The organism is Flavobacterium aquicola (genome assembly GCF_003385115.1).
Lineage (GTDB): Bacteria > Bacteroidota > Bacteroidia > Flavobacteriales > Flavobacteriaceae > Flavobacterium > Flavobacterium aquicola.
In genome coordinates, this window is the sequence record NZ_QUNI01000013.1 from 1 (window position 1) to 24,232 (window position 24,232).

Here is a 24,232-nt window from a genome sequence, read left to right on the forward strand (position 1 = left end):
ATGATAATTCAAATTTCATTCTCGAATGAAAAAATGAGGGACTTTCAGTCCCTCGTAAAACAAACCTCTGCACTTTCAGTGCAGAGTGGTTTAGTGTTCTTCATAGCGGAGTCAATAAGGACTTGTACTTTTTTTGATTCCCGCTCTTCACTTAGCTGTTCTAATAATGAACCAATTTTTTTATAAATGGAGATTTCTGTTGTACAGGCTTCATTATATTTTACCTGATCATAAAGCCATAGATGGCTTTCGCCTAAAAGATGATTTTCGACGTATTGTCTTGGTAGTTTTAAACCACATTTTTCGATTTTTGCTAAAATATTTCCAGAAGTGTTCTTAGTAGATTTTAATGAAAATCTTATGTTTGCTTCGGCAGTTCCGTAGAGATATTCATATAAAGCACAGCGGGAAGAGCGGAGGTTCACTCTTATCATATAGCCTGCAAGAGCTGTGGCCGAAGTAAATCTTTGGTTGATATAATTGACTTTTTCGTCTTCCTTCTTTAAAAAATCAGGTATTCTTAGTACTTGTAAATAATGTATTCCTTTTAGCTGTTGTATTAACGTTAAGATCTGGTGGGCAATTTCTTTATCATTTTCGTTTTCTCCAGTTGAGTAGGTTTCTGATAGGGTTTTAGGATATTTACACGTTTTACCATGTCTGTTTCGGTACTGTTCCGGCTCACGTTCTATCATCTTATTGAGTTCCCTTTTTGTACGCCTTACGATGAATTGGTTGATATATCCTTTGAGTTGCTCCAGATGTTTTTTGTCTATATTTTTCTTCCTGTTTTTTCTAAGCTCGAGATAAGTAGTCAAATCATCATCACTCAAATTGTCAATGTCCAGCAGTTCTACTAAACGTAACAAATCATCAGCTTTTTTATTAATTGGTGTAGCGGTAGAGAGGATTACATGGCTAGATCCTTTAGGTGCAATTGCTTGGCTTCTCTTTGAATTTGGATGAAGATAATTATGAGCTTCATCTATCACTAAGATGTCTGAAATCTCAATCATTTTCTGCAGGCTTTTTTGATTTTTATCATTACCAACACTTAACTTGCCCATAGATTCTATCTTATTATAAAGGCTGAAATGAGATTGTTCTTTTTCCCAGTTTTCCATAACCTGCTTGGGACAGATGATTAATGCATTGGATCGGTCTTTCAATCCATTTTCCCATAACCAGTGAAAGAGGGTGTAGGCCAAGGCCGTTGCAAATTTTGTTTTGCCGCTTCCTGTCGGATCAGCTACTAGTACCCTTCCCTGATCTTGTATGATTTTCATGGCTCGTGCTATGCCCATTTTTTGTGATGGCCATAGGTTGTGGGTAATTAGTGCTTGGTATAATACTGGAAAATCTTTCATCCATTTGCTTTCCAATATTTCTGCAATGGCTCTTGCTAATGCTTCTTGCCAGGTTGCGTCTTTCAGCAGTTTTTTAAAAAGATCTATAAGACCTTGATTATAATCATTAGCAACTTCATAGTAATACTCCGCAATACGTTTGATATCATCATATTGCTCATTTTCTATTTTAGAAAGGGTTGGTTGAATTCGAATGTTTGCTTCAGTTTGTATTCGCGTTCCAGATTTGCTGAAATTAGAGGAACCCAATATTGCGGCTGTATCGCCCACATAGATTTTTGCATGCAGCCTGTCTTTTACTTTAAAGTTGTATTTGCCTTCCTGTATCTTTTCAATGATATTTAGAATTGGCCCGCATAGTTTGATACTGACATTTTGTTTGACCCAGTAGTTTTTAATCAGTTGAATTCCTCGAGGCTCTGCCTCGGGGTTGAAGAGGAAAGTTTGAAAACCTAAGGTTTTCATAAAACTAAAAATTTACTCTCTTCCGCTTGATACCTCGACGGCTCTGCCTCGGGGTAATTCATTTTCAGTAGGCAAAGAGTAGTGAGGAAGCCTTTTTCCAACACGTTCATCAGGATCAAAGCCAATTACAATACGGAGTGTTTGTAATTGGGGGTAATCCTTAGTGCCAAAAACATCAATCAAATTGGAAAGGGATGTAAAACCAGTAAGTATGATATAGTCTTCCGTATTTTGAATATCGTTTAGCAAAATATCACTGACTGTTCGTGCCTGTTCTCTCAAATTCAAAGGAAACTTCGCCTGATCTGGAAGATCAAGCGTATAGTTGAAATCGAAGAGATTTGGTTTAGACATGATCAGCTATTTTTTATAAACCATTGAATTAGTTTACCCATTTTCGTTATTTCTAATTTGTTCCAACCATTCTCTATCTATATTGATTATAGAGAATGGAATTTCTAGATTGTTTTGTTGGTTAAATACAAATATTCTTGAGAAAAACTCTTGTTTAATGTTAAGCGCTGCGTTCTTATCGAGATTGTAGGTTTTCCAGTGATTGAAAATTCGTTTAGGAACGTAAAAATCAAAATCAGATCGTTGAACTCTATTTCTACTATTATAGATTGTAAGTGTCCAAACATCTGGTCTATCGCTTGACCAATGGATTTCAGCTTTCAAAGTAGCAAACCCATTCAGATGATTGAGTATATTGTCTTCTGATTGTGCAAATAAAAATACTATATCGCCTGTTTCAAGAAGGCCTACATAAGAATATCTAATAGTTTCATTAGCTTCAGTAACTATATTTCCTAAAATATTGTTCGATCTAAGAAAATCCCTAGTTTTTCTATATGTTTCATTATGGAAGTTGCCTTTTCGGTCTTTAAAAAAATCATAAAGATTTTGTACATCTTCGGGATTAAAACTATTAATTAATGTTTGATCGATACTATTAAAAGCATTAATTGTGTGAGAACTTAGAAACCAACTTAATGACAATAGAGGGATTTTATTATTGGTTGCATATTCGACAGATGGTTTGCTAAATTCATTAACGGATGCAACACCTACTTGATATAAAAATCGAGTCCTAGTATCTATAGCATAAGTAGCTCGTCTGTTATTTTGTCGTTTACGAAGAGAGTCTCTTGTCACAATTTCGAATTCATTTATATCATTTCGTAATCCTAAAGCATTACGTACTATTGGGAGGCTAGTAGTACTACCATATGCCTTACATTCAAATAATAATTGCGATGGGTAGGCAAAAGGCATCTGTATTGGTGGGTTCATAATAATGTCGGCATCATGAGCTGCGCCTCTGCCATTGATAAAAAACAGTCCACCTCGTTCAAAGGAGAAAAGATTGTCGGCTTTGACATTCGTAAAGCCACAACTCTTTAATAATTGACGAACAATATATTCGAGAAGTGCTCCCTTTAAATTTCCTGCTTTCATTTTTAGATAAAATTATAGTTAAGCTACAATTGCTAGCTCGCCTTCTTGTTCTCGATACATCATTTTATAGTGTTCTTCATGTCCCATTTTGACAAAAATTTGTTTAAATACATCAAGGTATTTTTCGAGTATTGTTTCCTGTTGTTCTATGTACAAATCGTCAGGTAATCCGTGAGAACCATCATTTATCCAGCAAACTAACGAACGGCATATTTCCTGTTCCTGATGATTGTCAAAACTTTTAATGAGATCATCGTCAGCATACTTTCCTAAAATCTTGAAATAATTTTCTATAATTCTTCTCATTGTATTTTGAATTGTGATACCTGAGTTTTGTTGGGTATTTTTTAATTCCTTCCAAAGTAATTCATACGAGCTTTGGATTGGGTTTTCCATTTCGTAAGACTGAAGACTAGATAAGTTATTGTTTTTTCGTACAATCCAAAAATTTGTATCACCATTTTTTGGTGTTCTTCCATCTACAAAGGATACTTCTTTATGAAAATACACATTGTGAGTTAGTAAAATCATTTGCTTTATACTGCCCAAATCTTTTTTAATAGATTTAACTATTTCTTTAATTAAGGAACTCACTACAAAAAGTACGTTACTATCTAGACTTGAAATAGGGTCATCTATAACTAGAATTCGTTCTTCAGTTATATTGTCTTCTTGAGTGCTACCTTTTGCTAACTGTAAATAGTAAAGAAATGTGATAAAAGTTTCTTCTCCTTCGCTTAGTGTAGATTCAGCTGTAGTGCCATCCTGCCTTAGAATTTGATATTGATTGGGTTCAGTTTGAGAAGGAACTATTTCGAAATTTAAAAAACCGTAAGATTTTAGTATTCGATTAATTTCATCAACAGAAGGTTGTACACTAGTGACATTTTTATTAGCCTCTCTTATTTTTTTATTTAGTTCTGTATATTTTTCCTTAAGATCCTGATGCTGTTTTTTTATTGCATCAATGCCTTTTGATAATCCTTGTTGTTTTTTTACGAATGTTTCTATCGTGCCGTGATGTCCCTCTATTAAATATTTCCAAATAGCATTAATTAAATTGTTTCTTTGATTTGTATAATCGGCAACTATATCATTATGTGATTTTATATCACTGTTGCAGTTACTGATTGTTTCTTGAATATTTTCTAATTGTTTTCTGGTTGAAGTTAACGTGATACTTCTACTAGGTTCTTTAGCTTTATTATTTAATAATTCTTTATTAGCTGCTAGTTGACTTATCAACGTTTTTAATAACGGCGAAAACAATTCTATATTAAGCTTGGTATCAGTTTTTTCTTTTTCTTGAGTTTCTATTTGCTCTAAAAGATTTTTTATGTTTTCTGAAATTCTATTGTATTCTGTAGATAAATCTTTTAACTTAACAATATCTTTTATAAATGTTTCATCAAAATAATCATCTAACTGTTTTTTGAAATTTTCGGTAATTGTTTTTTGTTGACAGAAAGGGCATGTGTCATTTTCAATTATATAATTCTTCCCTTCATTTACCCAATCATTTAAATTAAGTTTTTGAATTAAACCAGCAATCTCTACATCTGCTTTACCAATAATTTTTTTATTCCATATTTTATCGGTTTCTATTTCTAACAATTTTTCAAAATCGATAGAAGAGATGATGGATAATGCTATGGGCGTTTTTCCAAATATAGTTTGTGCCTTCTCTTTTAAATCTTCAATTGTTTGCAATGAATCTTTATTGTTGTCATACTCATATAATATCTTATCCTTAAATGTTTCTTTTTTTATAAATCCTCTAAATGCATCTTTGAAATCATCTTCATTTTCTTTGTAAACATCTGTCCATACAATTTCTTTGAATTCATTATCTTCTTGTTGCTTTGTTTGCTCTTGTTTATCTAGGCTAGCTTTCTTTTCAATGCCTTTTGTCTTGAGTTCAGCCAAATCTTTTTGCATTTTCTCAATTTTTTCTATTTCTTCTTTCGTCGCTTCCCCAAGCGTGAATACTCCATCTATTTTTCCTTTTCCGAAATTTCTGTCACGAAAATCCTTGTTATAAACAAGAGTATTTACAGTTAATCCTCCTTTCCATTCAAGATTGCATGTTGCATAAATAGAATTTGAACTATTGTGTATATATTTAGATAGTGTTGTTTTTCCAGATCCATTCGCGCCATATATGAAGTTAATCTTTTTAAGATTATTCATTTTTATTCCTACAGAATCATAAGTTGCGATATCCTTAATAATTATTGATTCTAACATAATTCGTTATTTTATGTTGTAATTTACTTTATAATTAATACCCAATCACCTCCACCTTACTTTTTCCACTTTGTTGTTTGCTTACCTTAATCTGCACAGGAATCCTTTCCGTCATTTCTTGTACGTGGGAGATGACGCCCACTTTTCGACCCTGATTGTGCAGTCTTTCCAAAGCATCCATGGCAATGTTGAGTGTTGTAGGATCGAGGGAGCCAAAACCTTCATCAATGAATAAAGATTCCACTTTCATACGACTGGATGATAAAGAGGCAAGACCCAAGGCTAAGGCAAGGGATACCAAAAATGATTCGCCACCTGAAAGTGAGTAAACGGTTCGCACTTCATCGCCCATGTCTTGATCTACCACCTGAAGACTAAGCGATGAAGGAATACGTTCCATTTTGTATCGGCTGGTGAGTGCTTGGAGGTGGATGTTAGCATATCCTAATAATACATCAAGTGTGTATTCCTGTGCAACTTGACGGAATTTTTTACCGTCGGCAGAGCCTATTATTTCGTTGAGTTTGCTCCAGTTTTCTGTAATGGCAGTTTGTGTCGTTATACTTTTCAGCAGGTCGCCAATTTTGTTTTTATTAGATTCATCTTGTTGCAGGCGGAAGTTATTTTCCCCTTTTTTATGTTTTTTTTCTTCTGCTTCTGATTTTGCAATAGTTTTCAGGTTGGTAAGTTCTTCGAGTGGTCGATCAGATGTACCATTTTGTTTATGATTATCGAAAGCTTGTTTTCGTTCTGTAAGAATGCTACTGGCTTTGGTCACTTCTTCATCAATAGTTTGCAATGTAGCTCGTTCTGTAGTGATCCAATCGCTGTTTAACGTTAATAACTCTTGGAGTGTTTCAATACTTAGAGATTGATCGTTTTTTTGATTATAATCATTAAGCCAATCCTGTATTTTTTGTAATACTTTTTGGGTTTCGGTTTCCAAAGCTATTAATGTGGCGGTTAGTTCATCTTTTTGGGTGTGGGCTTTGGTGCTGTCAATAGTAAGTTGCTGCTGGGTTGTTTTTAGTTGTTCAAGTTGTTGCTGTGCATCGGTTTGAGCCTGTTTTAGTTGTATTTCAGTTTCTTCAGCAGATTGTCCTGCAAATAAGGCATTGCGTTGTTGGGCCAGATCCAGATGGATGTTATGTTGCACAAGATGGGCCTCCGTTTTTTTGCTCATCTCTAATGCAAGGCTTTTAGTTTGATTTTCCAGTTCTTTTAATGTGGCTTCGAGTACTGCTTTTTGGCGTGTGTGTTGCTCTAGTTTTTCCGTGTTTTCTTTCCAGTTGCGGGCAAACACATCTATGCTTTCAACGAAAGCTACAGGAGCAGACTTCCAGTTTTCCATCCAGTCAGAGGCAGTAAAATAGGGAGAGAGGAGCTGTTCTACGCCGCTAAGATCAATTTTGGCTTTGTCTCGTTCTTTTGTATTACTTCTTTGCTGTTCGTTATAAACAGACAGCTTGCTTTGGATTTCTTGTATTTGGTTGGCGAAGCCATCTGTATTTTCCTTTAATTCGTCTATTTTGGTTTTGGTTGCTTCCAGTTGTTGCTTTTTGTCTGTATAGACTTGTATTTGCACCAATAGATCGGCTTGTTTTGTTTTTAGGACTTGTAATTTTTCTTCAATCCAGTCTGCTTTTTTTGCATCGGTTATGGCTTGACTTTGTTGAGCACTATCGAATTGTTCCCAAGCTTGCTTTTTGGTTTCTAATTCCGATTGCCTTGTTTGAATATCTTCGTTACGGCGTTGGATGTTTTGCTGTAGTGTACTCCCTTCCTGTTCCAATACATTGTGCTTGCTGTGGCTGGCCAAATAACTTTGTTCTTTTTCCAGATAGGATTTTTCCAGTTGTGTCAAAACATTTTCCAATTGCGGATTATGCGCCACATAAGGGTGAATGGTGCTGCCACATACAGGGCATGGCTCGTCGTCAATCAAAGCTTCCCTGAGTGTTTCCACATTTTCGGCCGATGCCAGGCGGACTTGTTGCAAGAGTTGGTAAGCCGTGTCTTTTTGAGCCTTTTCAATAGGCAGTTGTTGGGTTAGTTTTTGTAATGTTTCCTGTTTTGTTTGATAATCGGATTGATCTTGTAATTGCTTCTGGTTTAAAATTTCTAATTCTTTTAGTGCATTATGGAAAAGTTGCCAGTGGGCTTGTGCTTTTATAGTGTTTTCTACTTGTCGGTCTGTTTCGGTTTTGTCGAGGTTTAAGGCTTCAATAGGGGTTAAAAGTAGCTCTTTGGACTGAGTGTCGTAGCTTTTCTTTAAATTTCCCAAGCCTTGTAGTTGCTGATTCCAATGGTTTTTAAAAGTTTTCTTTTGAGCTTCGTCTGTTTGGATTTTGTCTTGTAATTGAGTCAGATTTGTAGCGGAGGTTCGCAGGATTTCCAAAAGTTTTTGAGCATCCTGCAGTTTGGAAAGGATGAGGTTTTTATTTTCGGCAATCGGGCTGCGGTCTGTGTTCTCAGTTTTCCAGTCGGTAACAGCTTTTATTTGGGTAGCAAGATTGGTAAATTCTTCTTGCTTAGCAGTTAATACTGCTTGGTGTTTGTTGTTAGCTTCAGTAACATTTTCAGCTTCTTCCTTGCATTTTTCTACTTGTTCTTTTTTCTCAGCTAAAAAGATGTCTAGTTTCCTTGCCTGTTCTAAGAGAGGCAATGCATCGGTAAGGGCTTTGTTTTTTTCTGAAAGACGGTTTTCTGCCAATTCAAGCTGTTTTTCAAGGCTTTCTTTTTGCTCCTGCAGTTTGACGATGGTCGCTTTTAGTGCTGTAAAGGCTATTGTTTTTTCGGCATGTTGCTGCTGTGTATGTTTAAGGGCATCCGCCCAGCTTCTAGTTTGCTGTGCTTGTTCCACCATGAGCAGTTTTTGCCTTCGTGGTGCGGCCAATGTTTTAGTCTCGTTTGTAAGCTGTAATGTTAGTTGGGCTTCCTCTTGGTTGGTTTCCAGTTTGGTAAACTGTTCATGCCAGCTAATTTCTTTAGTTAGTTTTTCGATGTTTTTTTCCAGACTTTTGATCTGGTTTTCCAGCGTGTCTTGTTCATCTGAAAGGGCTTTTAGTTCATCTTCAGTCAAGGTAATAATTCCTTCTTTACGAAGATTGAGGTCGCGTAGTAGCACTTCCTCCACTTTGTATTTTTCGTAAATCTTTTTAGAGATTTCGGAATAGATGTGCGTTCCAGTAAGCTTTTCGAGTAACGAGGATTTTTCGTCTCTATTGGCTTTCATAAATGCGGTGAAATCACCTTGCGCCAATAATACAGATCTGGTAAATTGTTCAAAATTTAGGCCGACAAGGCGTGCTATTTCATTTAGGGTTTCCTGTTTTCTGCCTGGGATTTCTATATTAGAACTGATGTTTTTTAGTGTGACCGAATCAGATTGAATACTTCCTTCAGCTTTATTTCTTGCACGTCTGACATTCCAGTTCGCACGGTAGTGTTGCCCATCTATGCCCACAAAATCGACCTCGGCAAATCCGTCAGCTGTCCCGTCTCGTAGGATACTGCGAACATCTCCCTGGCTGAGCGTGCTGCCTTGCACATCTTTGATTTCTATTCCAATTTCTTTTGCTTGTAGGTATCGGGGTGTTTTGCCGTATAAAGCAAGACAGAGTGCATCTAATATAGTAGATTTGCCTGCACCAGTGGAGCCGGTAATAGCAAATATTCCCGCCGTGGATAGCGGCTCGGCTGTAAAATCGATTTCGGTGTTTCCTTCTAATGAAGCCAGATTTTTGATGCGTATAGCTAGTATCTTCATTTTATTCGACTGTTTGGTTAGCTTCCTGCGCTACTTCTTGAAAGAGTTGTAGGATTTCGGTTGGTACTATGCTGTTGTATCTGGACTGGTATATTTTTGAGAATACATCAAGAGGCTGTAGCTCGTTCAGCTTTTCAGGTGTAATAAACTCTGGAGCTTCTTGTGCGTAATCAGGATATTTTACATCAATTTTTGCAAGCCTTACTTTTTTGCCAGTCAATGCAGTTTCTACTTTATGGCGCAATGCGGGTTCCGGCCCCTCGAGCAATACTCTTACTTCGAGGTAGGGAGTTGTTTTGGGAGCTGAGTCCACCTGAGGTAACTGTTCTAACATGGCTACGACTTCATGTAGTGGTTGATGACTTTGCGGAATTCTTTGAAGCGTTACAAATAGTGGGATTTCTATAGCTTCGAGGTTTTTGATTTCTTGATCGAGTTCGAAAATGATTACTTGATGTTTGTAATTAAGTTCTGAAAAGGACATGGGTAGTGGACTGCCCGAGTAGCGGATATGCTCTTTGCCTCCTATTTTTTGCGCTTTGTGAATGTGTCCTAAGGCAACATATTTGAGATCTTGATGAAAAGCAGTAGCTGGAATGCATTCTACACCTCCCATTATGAGTCTTTCGGTTTTATCCAATTCAGTTATTTCGGCATGGTGGGTGTGTAAATGCCCCATGGCGATAATGTTTTGTCCATCTTGTTTTATTTTCTCGGCATATTCAAATGCTTCTTTATATAATTCAGCAACACCTTCAGTATAAGGATTGGTGCAGTCTGTTATAGCTGGATAGTCTCCCATACGCAAAAATGGTACTGCAAGACACCATGTTTTTATGTTTCCAGAAGAATCCCGTATTGGAATTAGCAGCTTTTCATAATCAATTTTGCCATCAATATTTTTTTCAACCACACCAATAATGTGAACATTGGATGATTCCAATAATGGTTTTGGAGATTCTAAACGTGATGCAGAATCGTGATTTCCGGCAGTAATGATTACTTGTAAATTTGCATTTGCTTTGGTAGCCTCATTCAAAAAAGTATAAAACATTTTTACAGACGTAGCCGATGGGTTGGAAATATCAAAAATGTCACCGCTCACAAGTAGGACATCTACTTGTTCAATTCTTATAATTTCAATTAGCCAATCTAAGAACTTTTGGTGTTCATAGCTTCGATCGTATTCGTGGAATAGCTGGCCGATATGCCAATCAGCTGTATGGAGTATTTTCAAAATAATATATAGTAAAGAGATATAAATGTCACTAAAATAATAAAATTTGGGGATTATTTCTTAAAAAACACACACCTTAATTTTAATTTTTCAAAAAAAGAGTAATAAATGTATTTTTTAAGGTAAAGAGGTTTCGGGTTCTTTATTTTGAGCTTTTTATAGGTAATATTGCAAATTCCAGTGTCGTTGACCACCTCATTCCAATTTTAATCGACCATTTAATTCTTATATAGTTTTCAATACAAATCTAATTGTAATTGATTGATTTTTATGATGGTAAATTGATTTTGAAAATGTGTGATTGTTAATTTGTAATGGTCAATTAAAATAGGAATTTGATGGTCAGTTGCACCGTTTTTTCCAAACTATGAAAAACAAAAAAAGCTTCACAATTTCAAAATTTGTGAAGCTTTCTCTTATGAAAATAAATTTTGCACTATTTTTTATCGACTAGTTTTTCCAAATAGGCATTTTTTTCTTTTTCAGCTACTAATAAACGTTCGTATAATTCTACGATTTTGTCAAGTGGATTGAATGTACAATTATAATTAGTGCCAGCATTGACTATGCCATTATCGTGATATGTGTTTCCAATAATATTTAAGACCGCCTCTTCCGAAAAATTCTTAATCGCTTCCACACTTACACCCAAAGCTTTTGCTACTTCCATAAGTTTTTCTTCTTCTATTGTCTCGCTGTTTTCCATAATTGAAACAGCCTGCTGGTTTGTACCCAAGGCTTGAGCTAAAGCTTCCTGTTTCATGTCTTTTAATTCACGGATACGGCTTATTTTTCGACCGATGTGATTTGGTTTTGCTAATGTACTCATAGCTCAAAGATAATAATTACGAATTAAAAAAATAAGATTTATGTGTGATACATAAACAGTTATGTACGGTACAGGTTAAATTGATACGGTACTGAACAAGTAATTGCTTACTTGCCTGTGTATTAAGCAAAAATACAATTTTTCAGACAAGTATTAATTAAAAAATTTAAAATTATGAATGCAATTGAAATTTTAAATCAAAAAGAATTGATGGAAGTAATTACAAGCCACATTAAAACATCTGCTGTTTATTGTTTTGGCAGACGCAAAACAACTTATAGTTTGAGTAGGAAAATTTATCCTGATAAAGAATTACAAAAGGAGCATATTCATTTATATCTCTTAGTTTTTGTGCAGGTAACTAAAGAAAATGCGAGCAATGACATAAGTGATAAGATAAAAACAAAGACTCAGGGGGCTTTGAGTGCGACAGTTCTTATACACCACATAAATAGTCTTAAAGACCCCTGCCAAGACCAGCAGTTTTTCTTTTGGCAGATCACGCAGAACGGAGAGCTGTTATTTCAAGATATTAACAAGCCTCCTTATTTAAATATTGGCGAAACTCCAAAAAGAAATTTGAAATCCACATCGCATTATATAGCATGGAGGAATAATAATATTGCTACGATCTGGGGGTGGGTATATAATGATGATGATGCTTCGAGTTCGGATGAAGTAAAAATGTCCGCTCTTCATCAAATAGTGGAGCAAATCTGTTTGTCTTTGATCCGTGTCTTTATAGGCTATACTCCAAATCATTTTGCATTAGAGTATTTGTTTAATCTCTGCGAATACTTTACTACTATAACAGCAGACTTTTTTCCTCGACAAACCCGGGAAGATAAATCCATATTTAAACTTCTCAAGCAACAGCCCAACACGTTACGTTTTAGCAAGGCTAACGATGTTGATTATTTATATTATCAGGTTGTGGAAGAAAGATGTAGAAATTTTAAAAAGGAAGCGGAAATTTTGATTCAAAATGAAATTAACCGACAAAATGAAGTTGAAAATGAATCCGATAAAATAAAATAATTAGAAATTATGAAAACAAATGAAAATAAAAAGGTTGATGATTTTATCAAAGAACTCAAAGACAGTTCCTTTTTTAGAACCTTGACCCCACAGAAAAACAGAGACGGCATTTATTACGCCGATATAAAATTTGCACGCTACACACATCTGATTTATGCTGTACAGGATCTGCTCAAAATAGCATTGCATACATTGGAAAATTCTGGTCTAGAAAATTCCAGTCAGATTGAAGATCCGACTTTCCATCTTACGAGCATTTTAGAAATTGCAGTACAACTTCTGCCATGCAGTGAGGCTGAAGGATTGGATAGCCTGCACGAGCTGTATTTGGAGATACTGAATGATCAAGAAAGTAAAAATGATAAAACGGATAATGTATAAATTATGAAATTATGAAAAAGATATAGAGCTGGATGATTTCATCGAAGAAATAACCACATACGCTTACTTTACTACTTTAAAATCTGATAATAAAAAGATTATCGATTTAATGCCAATATAACCTTTGAGAGGTATTCTGATCTGCTTGGTTCAATAAAGGATTTATTAAAAATTTGTCTGCATACTCTTTATAATGCTGGGAGTAATAATTCCGGAAAGATTATAGATCCCACAATGTATCTCATAAGTGTTTTAGAAATGGCAGTGCAGTTACTACCTTGTACCGAAGGAGAGGCTCTCGACGCTATGCATAAATATGTATTGAAATTTGATAAGGATAAAAAAGCTGATAAAATAAGTGGAGACAATCAAACGCTTACTTAAAAACAAAGATTATGGAAAAAGATAAAATCAAATTAAATGACCTAATTGAAAACCCTGAGCATTATTTTATATTACTCAAACCAATATTAGAAATAAGAAATGATATTCATAGTCTCGAAATAAATGTGGATGGTTATAGAGACCTCTTCTGCATAATAATGGACTTACTCAAAACGGCAAAATTTGCTTTAGAAGGAATTGAAGTCAGTATGGATAGTAATTTAAGTACTACAAGATATGTTGGAAGTCTTTTGAAAATAATAGAAATGATGATCCCATTTGAAGAGTCTGAGTTACTTGACATACTTTACAGAAAACATTTAAATGAAAAAAATGAGAACGCTTCCAATTAACTGTTTCCATTTATAATTTTAATAAAACGGCGACTTTGGAGGCGTTTTCCAGCCCCCGGCAGGGCAAGTGGTTTTGAGATGCTGAATTCATTTCAAGCATCTCAAAACACAACTTGCTATTTTCTTTCGAAAATATTATTGGAATGGATTTATTGAAAGGGCTTGATGCCCTTTTTTTATTGTAGTGTGATAGAGTATTGTTTTAGAAATTATGATGGATATAGGATTATACATCACAGTCCCATCTTTTCTTAAAGTCTCAGGAATCCTGACTCAATAATTAGCTTATATATACTTATTTATGGATGTATGCAGGCAATCAGGCAGACAAGTGCTCAGAAACTCTTGCATTCAAGTATGTAGGTATGTAAGCATGCAGGTATGTAAGCATGCAGGTATGTTGGCATGCAAGAATTCAGGAATTCAGGAATTCAGGTTTTTATTCCTGCCTGCATTCTTGAATTCAAGAGTGCAAGCAGGTCTGCAGGTGTGAAAGCCTCTTATAGTTCTGTATATTTTGTAAAAGCCAACCTTTAAGCATAAATGCTTTTAAAACTATAAACCTGTATTCAATTCTTTAATCAGATGCAATTGTAAAACGATAAATCTGTATTTCTTCCCATCTGCTTTTATAGTTTTATGCTTTTGTAGTTTAGCGTGCAGGTATGAATATTTCTTCCTAATAAATAAGCAGATACTGTTTTATAGACATCTAAATCAATAAATACATTTCAAAAGAAAACAGAAAAACCAAAAAAAAAGAAAAAGAAAGCAATTTCACTTGACGGGATTCAGACAAACCAAAAGGAAACGGAATAAGTCCCGAAGGGTGGTTTGTGAGGAACGAGCAAAACATTATGCCGTAGTCTTTTGGTTTATCTGAGAATCCCGTCATAACTTGGGTTTCTTTTTATTTGTCTGTACAAAAGTCAAACACTAAATAGAAACTAAATCCAGTGATAGGGTTTGTCTTTGCGGTTGAGATAACAATACATTTCCTCTTTTTTGAGTTCAGGAAAGAATTTAAGGGCATCTTCAATGGCATAGTTGGGCAGAAAGTAAATTTCGTCACGGACAGCCGTAATCACTTTTTCCCGACCATAAAAACGGACTATTTTGTCAATTTGATCCTGACCGCCACGCTCTACAATGCGGGCAATTACCATTTTATATCCTCCGTCCCAATCAATCTTATCAAAATTAAAATCCCAAAAGAATTTGGGGTGAAGATTGGGGATTTCGTTGTGTTTTTTTGTCTTTTTCATACATTAAATATAATGATTTTTAGGGTTTCATACAATTTTTTGCTTTGTAAAAACATGTTCTTTCTATTAAGAAACACTAAGCCGAACACTTCCAGAAACTACCATAAATGCTTATCACAGCTGATAATAAAATATATTGGTAACTAATATCAATAGTCAATAACCGCTATGGAAAATAACAGTAAAACAAAACCACACAAAGGAGACAGGCATCCCAAGAAAGATCCTGCTGTTTACCGTTATTCAATTAGTCTTACAGCAGAGGAAAATGCCCGTTTTTTGTCATTGTATGAAGCTTCACAAATGAATGTGATAGCACACTTTATTACAGCCTGTATTTTTCAAAAAGGTATTAATACAGTGAAGATCGATAAAGCAGGAATGGATTATTACATGCGCCTGACCACTTTATTTGGGCAGTTCAGGGCTGTGGGAACAAATTACAATCAGGTTGTAAAAATACTATACCGCAATTTTTCAGAAAAAAGGCTTCAGCCTACCTGTATAACCTTGAAAAGCAAACAGCAGAATTAGCTGTTTTATCGCAAAAAATTATTCAGCTAACTACAGAATTTGAAGAAAAACACATGAAAGAATGATTGCGAAAATTGGAAGAGGAAGCAACTTGTACGGGGCATTGGCTTATAATCAAAGCAAAGTAGAAACAGGAAATGCCCAGATTTTGCATGCAGAGAGAATAATCCAGACAGCGGATGGCAGTTATTCTCTTAGTCAAATACTGAAATCCTTTGAACCGTACTTAGAAGCCAATAGAAAAACTGAAAATCCAATACTGCATATATCCCTAAATCCTGATCCGAAGGATAAAGTAAGTGATGAGGACTATAAGAGTATTGCCCAGTCTTACTTGGAAAAGCTCGGTTATGGACAACAGCCCTTTGTGTTATTCAAACATACCGATATTGAGCGAACCCACATTCATATCGTATCAGTCTGCGTGGATGAAGAAGGCAGGAAAATCTCCGATAAATTTGAGAAAAGACGTTCGATGGATGTCTGTCGAGCATTGGAAAGCGAATACTGTCTGCATTCAGCTACGGAGAAAAAGGAAAATTCACAAAATCAAATATTCAAACCAGTTGATTATAGGGCAGGCGATATAAAAAGTCAGATGGCTTCTGTAATACGCCTTCTTCCAAAATATTATTCGTTTCAGACTTTCGGAACATACAATGCCCTGCTTTCTCTTTTCAATATTACTGCTGAAGAAGTCAGGGGTGAATATAACGGAATTACTAGAGCGGGACTGGTGTATTTTGCGTTAAATAAACAGGGAGAAAAAGCAAGCAATCCCTTCAAGGCTTCTCTGTTTGGAAAAAGTGCAGGTTATGTACAACTGAATTCCCATTACGCTGAGTGCAGAAAAAAACTAAAAGATAATCCTGTGAGGGATTCGGTTAAAAACAAAATTGAGCGGGTCATGCAGACTGCAGATAACCAGACTGATTTTAAAAAACAGCTGATAAATCAAGGGATAAGTACAGTACTGCGCTGTAATGCCCAAGGATGTATTTATGGTATTACATTTATTGACCACGCTTCCAAAACCGTGTGGAATGGCTCAGATTTAGGTAAAAACCTCTCTGCCAATATATTCAACGACTGGTGGGATAACGGCAATAAAGCAAATCTGTCTTTAAAAAACAGCTCAGCTTCCAAGGAAAATTTCCCTGCAGATGACCATGTAAGTCAGTCACACAGCCTGTTTGGCTTTTTAGGGAAGGAAGAAACGAGTTACAACGGGAAGGAAAACAGTATTGTTGAAACATTTGGAAGCTTACTACCACAAACGCAAGGAGAAGATTTTCAAGAAATGACTTTTGCTAATCAGCTCAAACGAAACAGTAAGCGTAGGAAACCAAAGCTTTAATTTAGTTACTGAGTATGTCTAATTTACATCAAATGTATGAAACATGATTTTCAATGTGCCGTATATAAAAAATTGATAGGATACATTATTATGATTTTTTTAATTGCTGGTAATTAAAAAAATGTAATGAATCATTTATGCTCAATAGAGTTTAATTGATTTATTATAGATTTCAATTGAAAGACATTGAGTGTCAAAAGAGTCCACAGTATGTCATTATAGATTGGTGTAGTAATAGCTGTATTACATTCGATTGCTATGCAATCCAGCACAGTATAATGATTGTGGAGATGAACGAGTTTGAAATAAAAAAAATATCTTATGATGAAGCTTTTGATAGGATGAAAAAAGCAGGTATGGATATTACTTATGAGGAAGCGGTTTTAATTCTTGATTTTTTGCATGGTTTAACTTATCTAGTTCTAAAAAAGCACTTTAAATTCAAATAAATTGTATTCTTAATACTGTTAATCTTAAGCTTTGTACTTATAAATATACTAAAGTTATGAAAAGTGCAATATTATATATCAGAGTTTCCACTGATGAACAAGCTGATAAGGGGTATTCCCAACGTGATCAGGATGAACGTTTGCGTAGATTCTGTGTGAACCAGCATATTCATGTAAATAAAGTCATATTTGAAGATCATTCTGCAAAGTCGTTCAAGCGACCAGAATAGGAAAAACTTCTTGTCGAGGTGAAAAATCGCAAAACAAGACCAGATTTTGTTCTTTTTACAAAATGGGATCGATTCAGTAGAAATGCAGGAGATGCTTATCAGATGATAATCTCCTTAATGGATTAGGAATTGAGCCTCAAGCTGTAGAGCAACCCCTTGATCTTTCAATTCCTGAAAATAAAATGATGCTTGCGATATATCTTGCTGCTCCTGAAGTTGAAAATGATAGGCGTGCACTAAACACATTCTATGGAATGCGCCGAGCAAAAAAAGAAGGACGCGTAATGGGGATTGCTCCCTTTGGGTATGTTAATCGAAGTAAAGAGGATGGTAAGAAGTATATTGGACTAAAGGAGCCAGAGGCTAGTAATATAAGATGGGCATTTAATGAAATTACTAAAGGAATATTAGCTGCTGATCAGGTTAGGCAGGCAATGAATAAAAAAGGTAAAAAGATGAGTAGGAGTGCATTTCATGTTGCAATGCGAAATCCTGTTTATTGTGGTAAAGTCTTTATACCTAAATATAAGGATGAGGAGGCGTATCTTGTCCAAGGACAGCACGAGCCAATAATTTCAGAAATACTTTTTTACAAAGCACAAGGCATCATGGATGGTAATATTCGCAAAGAACGTCCAAATGTTAAAATACTCTCAGATGATAATCTTCCGCTACGCGGATTTTTAATCTGTCCTGACTGTGGAAGAAATTTAACGGGGAGTGCTTCAAAAGGTTCAAAAGGTGGGCTTTATTATTACTATCACTGTATTCCAAAATGTGGTTTCAGAAAAAGTGCGAGTATGGCAAATTCATTATTCGAGAAAGAATTGGTTAATTATGAGTTTCCTGCTGTGATGAAAGATATATTGCAAGATGTTTTAAAGGCTAATTATTTGAAATTCACCTCGGTTTTTGACGATAGGCGAAAAGCTATTTCTGTTGAGATTGAAAGTTATAATGTAAAGCTTGGTAAAGCTAGGGATATGCTTTTTTCTGAAAAAATTGATGCAGATGATTATAAAGAAGTGAAAGAAGAGTGTAAAAAAAGGCTTGACGAGCTAGAAGTTGAACTTTCATCCTGCTTACAAGAGCGAAAAAAACTTGATATTAAAGACAGTCTGGACATGGTTTTAAAGACACTTTCTAAGCTCTCAACCGTTTATAAAGAGGGCAATATGGAGATAAAAAGGTTTATAATAGATTCAATATTTCCCGAAAAATTGCTGTTTGATGGAATGGCATATCGAACCCCAAGAGTTAATGTGATTGCACAGCAAACTTCCTTTGTTTACAAGGGTTTAGCACATAAAAAAAACCGAACAAATGAGTCGTTTTCTCATTTGTCCGGTCTTGTAGCGAAGACGGGAGTTGAACCCGTGACCTCAGGGTTATGAATCCTGCGCTCTAACCGACTGAGCTACCTCGCCATATTCGGGATATTTTCTATCCCTGAATGCGGGTGCAAATATAAAACAATAATTAGAGTTTGCAAGCAAAAAAGAACAAAAAAATTTTTTTTTGAAAAGGTTTTTTTTTTGAAGTAATAATCTATATATTTCGCAAACAAAAAAAATGTATTCATGAATTTAAAAGTGCGTTACGAAATCGAATTCCCCATAAATTCCTCCCCCCAATTATTGTATCAATATATTTCAACTCCTTCAGGCCTATCTGAATGGTTTGCAGACAATGTAAATTCTCGCGGTGAGTTTTTTACTTTTATTTGGAATGATTCCCAAGAAAAAGCTAGGCTGGCTTCCAAAAAATCGGGAGAGAAAGTTAAGTTTAGATGGGTTGATGAAAATAATAAGGATACCGAATATTTTTTTGAATTGAATATCTTGGAGGATGAACTGACTAAAGATGTTTCTTTGATGGTGGTCGATTTTGCTCATAAAGAAGAACTTGAAGAGGCTACTCAATTGTGGGAAAATCAAATTTCAGATCTGAAACATGTTATAGGTTCGGTATAGCAGAATTGTATATTATAACTTATATTTGCCTGAATTAATTTCAGGCTTTTTTTTATGATAAATTTTAATGGCGCATTTGTATCTGAGGATGCAAATGTTTTAGTGCAGAATAGAGGATTTTTATATGGTGATGCAGTTTTTGAAACTGTAAAAGTTGTAAATGGGAAAATCCTGTTTCTAGAAGATCATTACTTTAGGCTGATGTCTTCCATGCGTGTGATTCGAATGGAAATTCCAATGAATTTTACGTTAGAGTACTTTGAAGAGCAAATCCTTGCTTTGGTTAAAAATAATAATACTGAATCGTCTTCCAGAGCTAGAATTACAGTTTATAGAAACGATGGAGGGTATTATTTGCCACAAGATAATACAGTTTCATTTTTGATAAAGACAACTCCGTTAGAGAGCAAGGAATATTTGTTTAATGAGCAGGAGTATGAAGTCGATTTGTATAAAGATTTTTACATAACTAAGCAATTGCTGTCATCAATCAAAACAACAAACCGTTTGATAAACGTCACAGGAAGCATTTATGCACATGAAAATGGACTAGATAATTGTGTTTTATTAAATGACAGTAAAAATGTTGTTGAGGCATTACAGGGGAATATTTTTATGCTCAATGGTAATAAATTAATTACTCCTCCAGTATCTGAAGGCTGTTTGAATGGTGTAATGAGAAAGCAGGTTTTAGAATTGGCAAAAAAAATAGAAAGCATTGAAGTAGTCGAAGAGATTATTTCTCCTTTTGATCTTCAAAAAGCAAATGAATTATTTGTGACTAATGTTATTAAAGGAATTCAGCCAATTACAAAATATAGAAAAAAAGAATTTTCAACGGAAATTTCTAAAACTTTAATAACAGCACTAAATAAAAGTTTAGGTTTAGTTTAAATAAGGATTTTCGGGAGCGTTGGACCAAATAAGATATTCACCTCCCAATTCCATAATTTGTTCTTTCCAGAAATGGATAGTTGATTTTCCGATTATTTTATTTTCATAATTATTTTTGGCAATAATCCACGAGTTGGCTTTCATCTCTTTTTCCAGCTGCTCTTCTTCCCATCCAGTGTAACCTAGAAAGAAACGAATGTTTTCCTTTTTTATCTGACCTGTATTGATGAGATCTTTGGTAGAATCAAAATCGCCTCCCCAATAAATCCCATTGGAGATCTCAATACTATTAGGTATCAAGTCTGGAATATTATGGATGAAGTACAAGTTATCCTGCTCTACCGGACCACCGTTAAAAATTTTGAAATTGGCATTTATTTCAGGAATCAAATCATTGATTGTGTATTTCAATGGTTTGTTCATAATAAATCCTACTGAGCCATCTTGATTGTGATCTGCTAATAATATTACAGATCTATTAAATGACAAGTCTCCTATTATTGATGGTTCAGCAATAAGTAAATATCCTTTTTTTAATTTTTCTGAAATCATAAGGCTACATTTTTAATTAAATTTAAGAAAAATTAAATAAAGTAACCAAACTTTTTGAATTTTATTCGTTTAAAGGCATAAAAAAACCTTCCAATCGGAAGGTTTAATTATATAAAATAAGCTATTATTTAGTTTACAGCTCCTTCTAAATCTGCTCCAGCTTTGAATTTTACAACATTTTTTGCAGCGATTTGAATAGTTTTTCCAGTTTGAGGATTTCTTCCGTCTCTTGCAGCTCTTGAAGATACAGACCAAGATCCGAATCCTACTAAAGATACTTTACCACCTTTTTTCAAAGTACCACCTACATTTCCTAAAAATGATTCAAGCGCTAATTTTGCAGCAGCTTTAGTAATTCCTGCATCTGCAGCGATAGCGTCGATTAATTCTGATTTGTTCATAATAATGGATGTTAATTGTTGGTTAAAATAATTGTTAATAGAACAAAATTAGCAGGAAATACGGAGTGTGCAAGTGTTTTGTACAAAATCAGCCTATTTTGTTAATAACTTGCTTTTTTTGTTCATAAAGTAGGCTAAAATTCTGAAAGAAATGCACTTAACCCCTGTCTTTATTGATGTTAGAATACTTTTGCATTCTCTGAAAAAGTAATGCCATTCAATAATTCTGCTGCAGACATTTTCTTTTTTCCAGGAAATTGTAAGCTTAGTATTTGAATAAATCCTTCTTTGGATGTAATCTTCATTTCTTTTTTTGTACAAATCAAAGTGCCTATTGGCTGATTGTGCTCTTCAAAAATAATCTTAGCTTCATATATTTTTACATTCCACTCCTGATCTTTATCTGCAAAATAACACCAAGCGGAAGGGTAGGGGCTTAAACCTCTAATTAGGTTATGAATGTCTGCTGTAGATTTTGACCAATCAATTTTGCAGTTCTCTTTATTTAGTTTGTAAGCTGTTTTGATATCTGAATCATCATTCTGAATAGTTGTGGTTACATTTTTACTTTCAATTAATTTTAAAGTATCAATAACAGTGTTACATCCCAGATCCATCAATCGGTCATGAAGCTGTCCTGCATTTTCATTATCGTCAATTGCAGTTTCACTGCTCAAAATCATAGCTCCGGTATCTATTTTATCATCAATGAAAAAAGTAGTAACTCCCGTTTTTGTTTCTCCGTTTATAATTGCCCAATTGATTGGCGCAGCTCCTCTATAATTAGGAAGCAATGAAGCATGAAGATTAAATGTCCCTAAAGCTGGCATTTCCCAGACTGCTTTTGGCAGCATTCTAAAGGCAACTACTACTTGTAAATTAGCTTCTAAAGATTTTAACTCTGCCAGAAAAGCTTCGTCTTTTAAATTAGTGGGCTGTAATAAATGTAAATTGTTTTCTAAAGCATATTCTTTTACTGCCGAATATTTTATTTTTTGTCCGCGTCCAGCTGGTTTGTCTGCAGCTGTGATTACTCCAGCTACTTCATAATTGTTTTTGATTATGGTGTCCAGAATTCCAACAGCAAATTCCGGAGTTCCCATAAATATAATTCTTAATTTTTCCATTAGGTTTTTAAAGTGTATTTGTTGTTTTTCTGAATTATTAAAAAATCATCTTCTAATAATTGCTGCAGTACAAAGATAATATCGTCTGCAGTATTTTTGGTCTTGTTTTGAATTTCTCTTGAACTTAAGCCTTCAATCTGCAGTAAGTCTATTATTTTTTTTGAAAGAGCATTAAAGTCTTTTTTGGGTTTTGTTAAGGTGATGCAGTAGGAGCAGATGCCACAGTTCACAGTTGTTTTTTCGCCAAAATAATCCAGAATCATTTTGCTTTTACAGCTGTTTTTTTCTGCTACGTATTTCAATACTGATTGTAATTGCTCTTTTTTGAGTTCGTTCTGACGAGATAAGTGTTTTGAAACTTTGTTGATAGTTAACTCATCTTCCCGAATTTCATTAAAAATTAAAACGGCATCATTGTTTTTCGAATGATATTCTATAATTTCTTTGTCTTTTAATTTATGTAATACACCCAATACTTCTGCTTCCGAATGATGTGATTTTTTTGCAATTAACGGAAGATTAAAAGCGGTCTGCATTTCATAAACCCCAGGATACGTTCTGAGGATGGTTAAGATAATCTCCTCATCATTAGGGTTCAAACTGGTATATCGAATAACTTCCTTGGACGGAATGATAAACTGCAAAGTAATTTTTTCTGAAAATTCCTGAGACAAAGTGATAATCCCCTGTCCGTCTAAAAATCGCATAGCATTAAACGTTTTCAGTGCAGGAAAATCATATTTATGGCAAAAATGATTCAGATTAAACATGAATTCTTCGTTTATTCCTTCTCCATAAGCTATCTGAAAATAATTGCAGAGTTTGATGTACATAGTCGTCAAAAACGTTTTATCAGGCAAAACTTTTATAAATTGACTTTCAGCCTGAATAAGATCTGTTTTTCCAGTTAGTAAAACGGCAAAAGCTTTTTCTCCATTTCGGCCGGAACGTCCCGCTTCCTGATAGTAGTTTTCCATGTTCTCAGGCAGCTGAATATGAATTACCGTTTTTACATTGGGTTTGTCAATTCCCATTCCAAATGCATTTGTGGCAACAATAACCTGCGCTTTTTCTTCCATCCAGAGCTGCATGTTTTTGTCTTTTTCTCTGGAAGTAAGTCCGCCATGATAATAGGTAGATCGAAAGCCTAAAGTTTGCAGTTGAGACGAAATCTCCAGGCAGGATTTTCTATTTCGAACATATATTATAGAAGGCTGTGGATTTTTTTTAAGAATCTGTTCAATTCTAAAAAGTTTATCTTCTACTTCAAAAACCATATAAGCAATATTCTTTCTGGCAAAAGACTTTTCAAATTGAACAGGATGCTGCATTCCTAATTCTGTAATAATATCTTCTTTTACCCGAGGAGTTGCTGTGGCCGTTAAAGCTAAAAATGGAATTTTAGGAAAATGTTTTTTTAATTCTGAAATCTTCAAATATGCGGGACGAAAATCATGCCCCCACTGCGACACGCAATGTGCTTCGTCAATAGTTATAAGGTTTATGGGAAGATTTTTTATTCGGTCAAGAATCCAGTCCGACTGTAAACGTTCGGGAGAAACATACAGGAATTTATAATTCCCATATTGACAGTTGTCTAATAAATCAATAATCTCATCAGACTTAATGCCTCCTGTCAAAGCAATGGCTTTAATGCCTCGCTTTTGCAAATTGGCGACTTGATCTTTCATTAATGCGACCAGAGGAGAAACTACCAGACAAACCCCTTCATTCATAAGGGCCGGTACCTGGAAACAAATCGATTTGCCACCGCCTGTCGGCATCAGCGCAAAAGTATCATGACCACTCAAAACCGAATCAATAATTTCGTTTTGTAACGATCTGAAAGTATTGTGCTGCCAGTATTTTTGAAGAATTTCTAATGCTGTTGGCATTATTTTCTGTTTAGATTCGTACTAATT

Annotated in this window: 22 protein-coding genes, 1 tRNA gene and 1 pseudogene; 11 read left to right on the forward strand and 13 right to left on the reverse strand. The window is 34.9% G+C overall.

Annotated features, from left to right (window positions below):
* Positions 1-44: 44 nt before the first annotated feature.
* From C8P67_RS17690 to C8P67_RS17720, 7 genes are all read right to left on the reverse strand, one after another.
* Positions 45-1,832, reverse strand: coding sequence for an SNF2-related protein (locus tag C8P67_RS17690; RefSeq protein ID WP_115814521.1), 1,788 nt, complete (start codon positions 1,830-1,832; stop codon positions 45-47).
* Between the two features lie 12 nt (positions 1,833-1,844).
* Positions 1,845-2,186 (reverse strand): hypothetical protein, encoded by a 342-nt coding sequence (locus tag C8P67_RS17695; protein WP_115814522.1) that lies wholly within the window; start codon positions 2,184-2,186, stop codon positions 1,845-1,847.
* Positions 2,187-2,219: 33 nt separating this feature from the next.
* On the reverse strand, positions 2,220-3,290 hold the full coding sequence (locus C8P67_RS17700) for a hypothetical protein (RefSeq protein ID WP_115814523.1): 1,071 nt from the start codon (positions 3,288-3,290) through the stop codon (positions 2,220-2,222).
* Positions 3,291-3,308: 18 nt separating this feature from the next.
* Entirely contained in the window at positions 3,309-5,537 is a 2,229-nt protein-coding gene (locus tag C8P67_RS17705; protein ID WP_115814524.1) for an AAA family ATPase, read from the reverse strand.
* A 34-nt stretch (positions 5,538-5,571) separates the two neighbouring features.
* Positions 5,572-9,306 (reverse strand): AAA family ATPase, encoded by a 3,735-nt coding sequence (locus C8P67_RS17710; protein ID WP_115814525.1) that lies wholly within the window; start codon positions 9,304-9,306, stop codon positions 5,572-5,574.
* A gap of 1 nt (position 9,307) precedes the next feature.
* Positions 9,308-10,543 carry an exonuclease SbcCD subunit D gene (locus C8P67_RS17715; RefSeq protein WP_115814526.1) on the reverse strand — a complete coding sequence of 412 codons (1,236 nt, stop codon included), beginning with the start codon at positions 10,541-10,543 and terminating at the stop codon, positions 9,308-9,310.
* 436 nt (positions 10,544-10,979) lie between these two features.
* The gene (locus C8P67_RS17720; RefSeq protein WP_115814527.1) at positions 10,980-11,372 is read right to left on the reverse strand and encodes a helix-turn-helix domain-containing protein; all 393 of its coding nucleotides are present in this window, start codon (positions 11,370-11,372) and stop codon (positions 10,980-10,982) included.
* 174 nt (positions 11,373-11,546) lie between these two features.
* Here C8P67_RS17720 and C8P67_RS17725 point away from each other — a divergent pair, with 174 nt between their 5' ends.
* From C8P67_RS17725 to C8P67_RS17735, 4 genes are all read left to right on the forward strand, one after another.
* On the forward strand, positions 11,547-12,410 hold the full coding sequence (locus C8P67_RS17725) for a hypothetical protein (RefSeq protein ID WP_115814528.1): 864 nt from the start codon (positions 11,547-11,549) through the stop codon (positions 12,408-12,410).
* 9 nt (positions 12,411-12,419) lie between these two features.
* Positions 12,420-12,791 carry a hypothetical protein gene (locus C8P67_RS17730; RefSeq protein WP_115814529.1) on the forward strand — a complete coding sequence of 124 codons (372 nt, stop codon included), beginning with the start codon at positions 12,420-12,422 and terminating at the stop codon, positions 12,789-12,791.
* A 234-nt stretch (positions 12,792-13,025) separates the two neighbouring features.
* A complete protein-coding gene (locus tag C8P67_RS22175; protein WP_170141486.1) occupies positions 13,026-13,175 on the forward strand; it encodes a hypothetical protein in 150 nt (49 codons plus the stop codon).
* A gap of 11 nt (positions 13,176-13,186) precedes the next feature.
* On the forward strand, positions 13,187-13,528 hold the full coding sequence (locus tag C8P67_RS17735; RefSeq protein ID WP_115814530.1) for a hypothetical protein: 342 nt from the start codon (positions 13,187-13,189) through the stop codon (positions 13,526-13,528).
* Positions 13,529-14,475: 947 nt separating this feature from the next.
* On the opposite strand, the gene C8P67_RS17745 is transcribed toward C8P67_RS17735, so the two are convergent.
* Positions 14,476-14,793: a DUF6922 domain-containing protein gene (locus C8P67_RS17745; protein ID WP_115814532.1), complete on the reverse strand. Its 318-nt coding sequence runs from the start codon at positions 14,791-14,793 to the stop codon at positions 14,476-14,478.
* A 168-nt stretch (positions 14,794-14,961) separates the two neighbouring features.
* Between C8P67_RS17745 and mobA the strand changes: the two are divergent.
* The 5 genes and pseudogenes from mobA to C8P67_RS17760 form a co-directional block, all read left to right on the forward strand.
* A pseudogene (mobA, locus tag C8P67_RS17750) lies at positions 14,962-15,320 on the forward strand (conjugal transfer protein MobA); the annotation flags it as partial.
* Between the two features lie 68 nt (positions 15,321-15,388).
* On the forward strand, positions 15,389-16,684 hold the full coding sequence (mobB, locus tag C8P67_RS17755; RefSeq protein WP_115814533.1) for a conjugal transfer protein MobB: 1,296 nt from the start codon (positions 15,389-15,391) through the stop codon (positions 16,682-16,684).
* A gap of 290 nt (positions 16,685-16,974) precedes the next feature.
* Positions 16,975-17,133 carry a hypothetical protein gene (locus C8P67_RS22180; protein WP_170141487.1) on the forward strand — a complete coding sequence of 53 codons (159 nt, stop codon included), beginning with the start codon at positions 16,975-16,977 and terminating at the stop codon, positions 17,131-17,133.
* A gap of 56 nt (positions 17,134-17,189) precedes the next feature.
* Complete coding sequence (locus tag C8P67_RS22375; protein WP_245980497.1) at positions 17,190-17,363, forward strand: recombinase family protein; 174 nt, start codon at positions 17,190-17,192, stop codon at positions 17,361-17,363.
* A gap of 284 nt (positions 17,364-17,647) precedes the next feature.
* Entirely contained in the window at positions 17,648-18,757 is a 1,110-nt protein-coding gene (locus C8P67_RS17760) for a recombinase family protein (RefSeq protein WP_245980506.1), read from the forward strand.
* Here C8P67_RS17760 and C8P67_RS17765 read toward each other — a convergent pair.
* Positions 18,717-18,790: transfer RNA gene (locus C8P67_RS17765), tRNA-Met, on the reverse strand. The genes C8P67_RS17760 and C8P67_RS17765 overlap by 41 nt on opposite strands.
* A 153-nt stretch (positions 18,791-18,943) precedes the next feature.
* Here C8P67_RS17765 and C8P67_RS17770 point away from each other — a divergent pair.
* The gene (locus tag C8P67_RS17770; protein ID WP_115814534.1) at positions 18,944-19,336 is read left to right on the forward strand and encodes an START-like domain-containing protein; all 393 of its coding nucleotides are present in this window, start codon (positions 18,944-18,946) and stop codon (positions 19,334-19,336) included.
* Positions 19,337-19,390: 54 nt separating this feature from the next.
* Positions 19,391-20,230, forward strand: coding sequence for an aminotransferase class IV (locus C8P67_RS17775; protein WP_115814535.1), 840 nt, complete (start codon positions 19,391-19,393; stop codon positions 20,228-20,230).
* Here the strand turns inward: C8P67_RS17775 and C8P67_RS17780 are convergent.
* The 4 genes from C8P67_RS17780 to C8P67_RS17795 all read right to left on the reverse strand — a co-directional run bounded on the left by C8P67_RS17780 (position 20,222) and on the right by C8P67_RS17795 (position 24,205).
* Positions 20,222-20,782 (reverse strand): YqgE/AlgH family protein, encoded by a 561-nt coding sequence (locus tag C8P67_RS17780; protein ID WP_115814536.1) that lies wholly within the window; start codon positions 20,780-20,782, stop codon positions 20,222-20,224. The two genes, C8P67_RS17775 and C8P67_RS17780, sit on opposite strands and share 9 nt — an antisense overlap.
* A 128-nt stretch (positions 20,783-20,910) precedes the next feature.
* A complete protein-coding gene (locus C8P67_RS17785; RefSeq protein ID WP_077375548.1) occupies positions 20,911-21,183 on the reverse strand; it encodes an HU family DNA-binding protein in 273 nt (90 codons plus the stop codon).
* A 179-nt stretch (positions 21,184-21,362) separates the two neighbouring features.
* Positions 21,363-22,310 (reverse strand): methionyl-tRNA formyltransferase, encoded by a 948-nt coding sequence (fmt, locus tag C8P67_RS17790; RefSeq protein ID WP_115814537.1) that lies wholly within the window; start codon positions 22,308-22,310, stop codon positions 21,363-21,365.
* Positions 22,310-24,205 carry a RecQ family ATP-dependent DNA helicase gene (locus C8P67_RS17795; RefSeq protein ID WP_115814538.1) on the reverse strand — a complete coding sequence of 632 codons (1,896 nt, stop codon included), beginning with the start codon at positions 24,203-24,205 and terminating at the stop codon, positions 22,310-22,312. Before C8P67_RS17795 ends, fmt begins: the two co-directional genes overlap by 1 nt.
* Between the last annotated feature and the right edge of the window lie 27 nt (positions 24,206-24,232).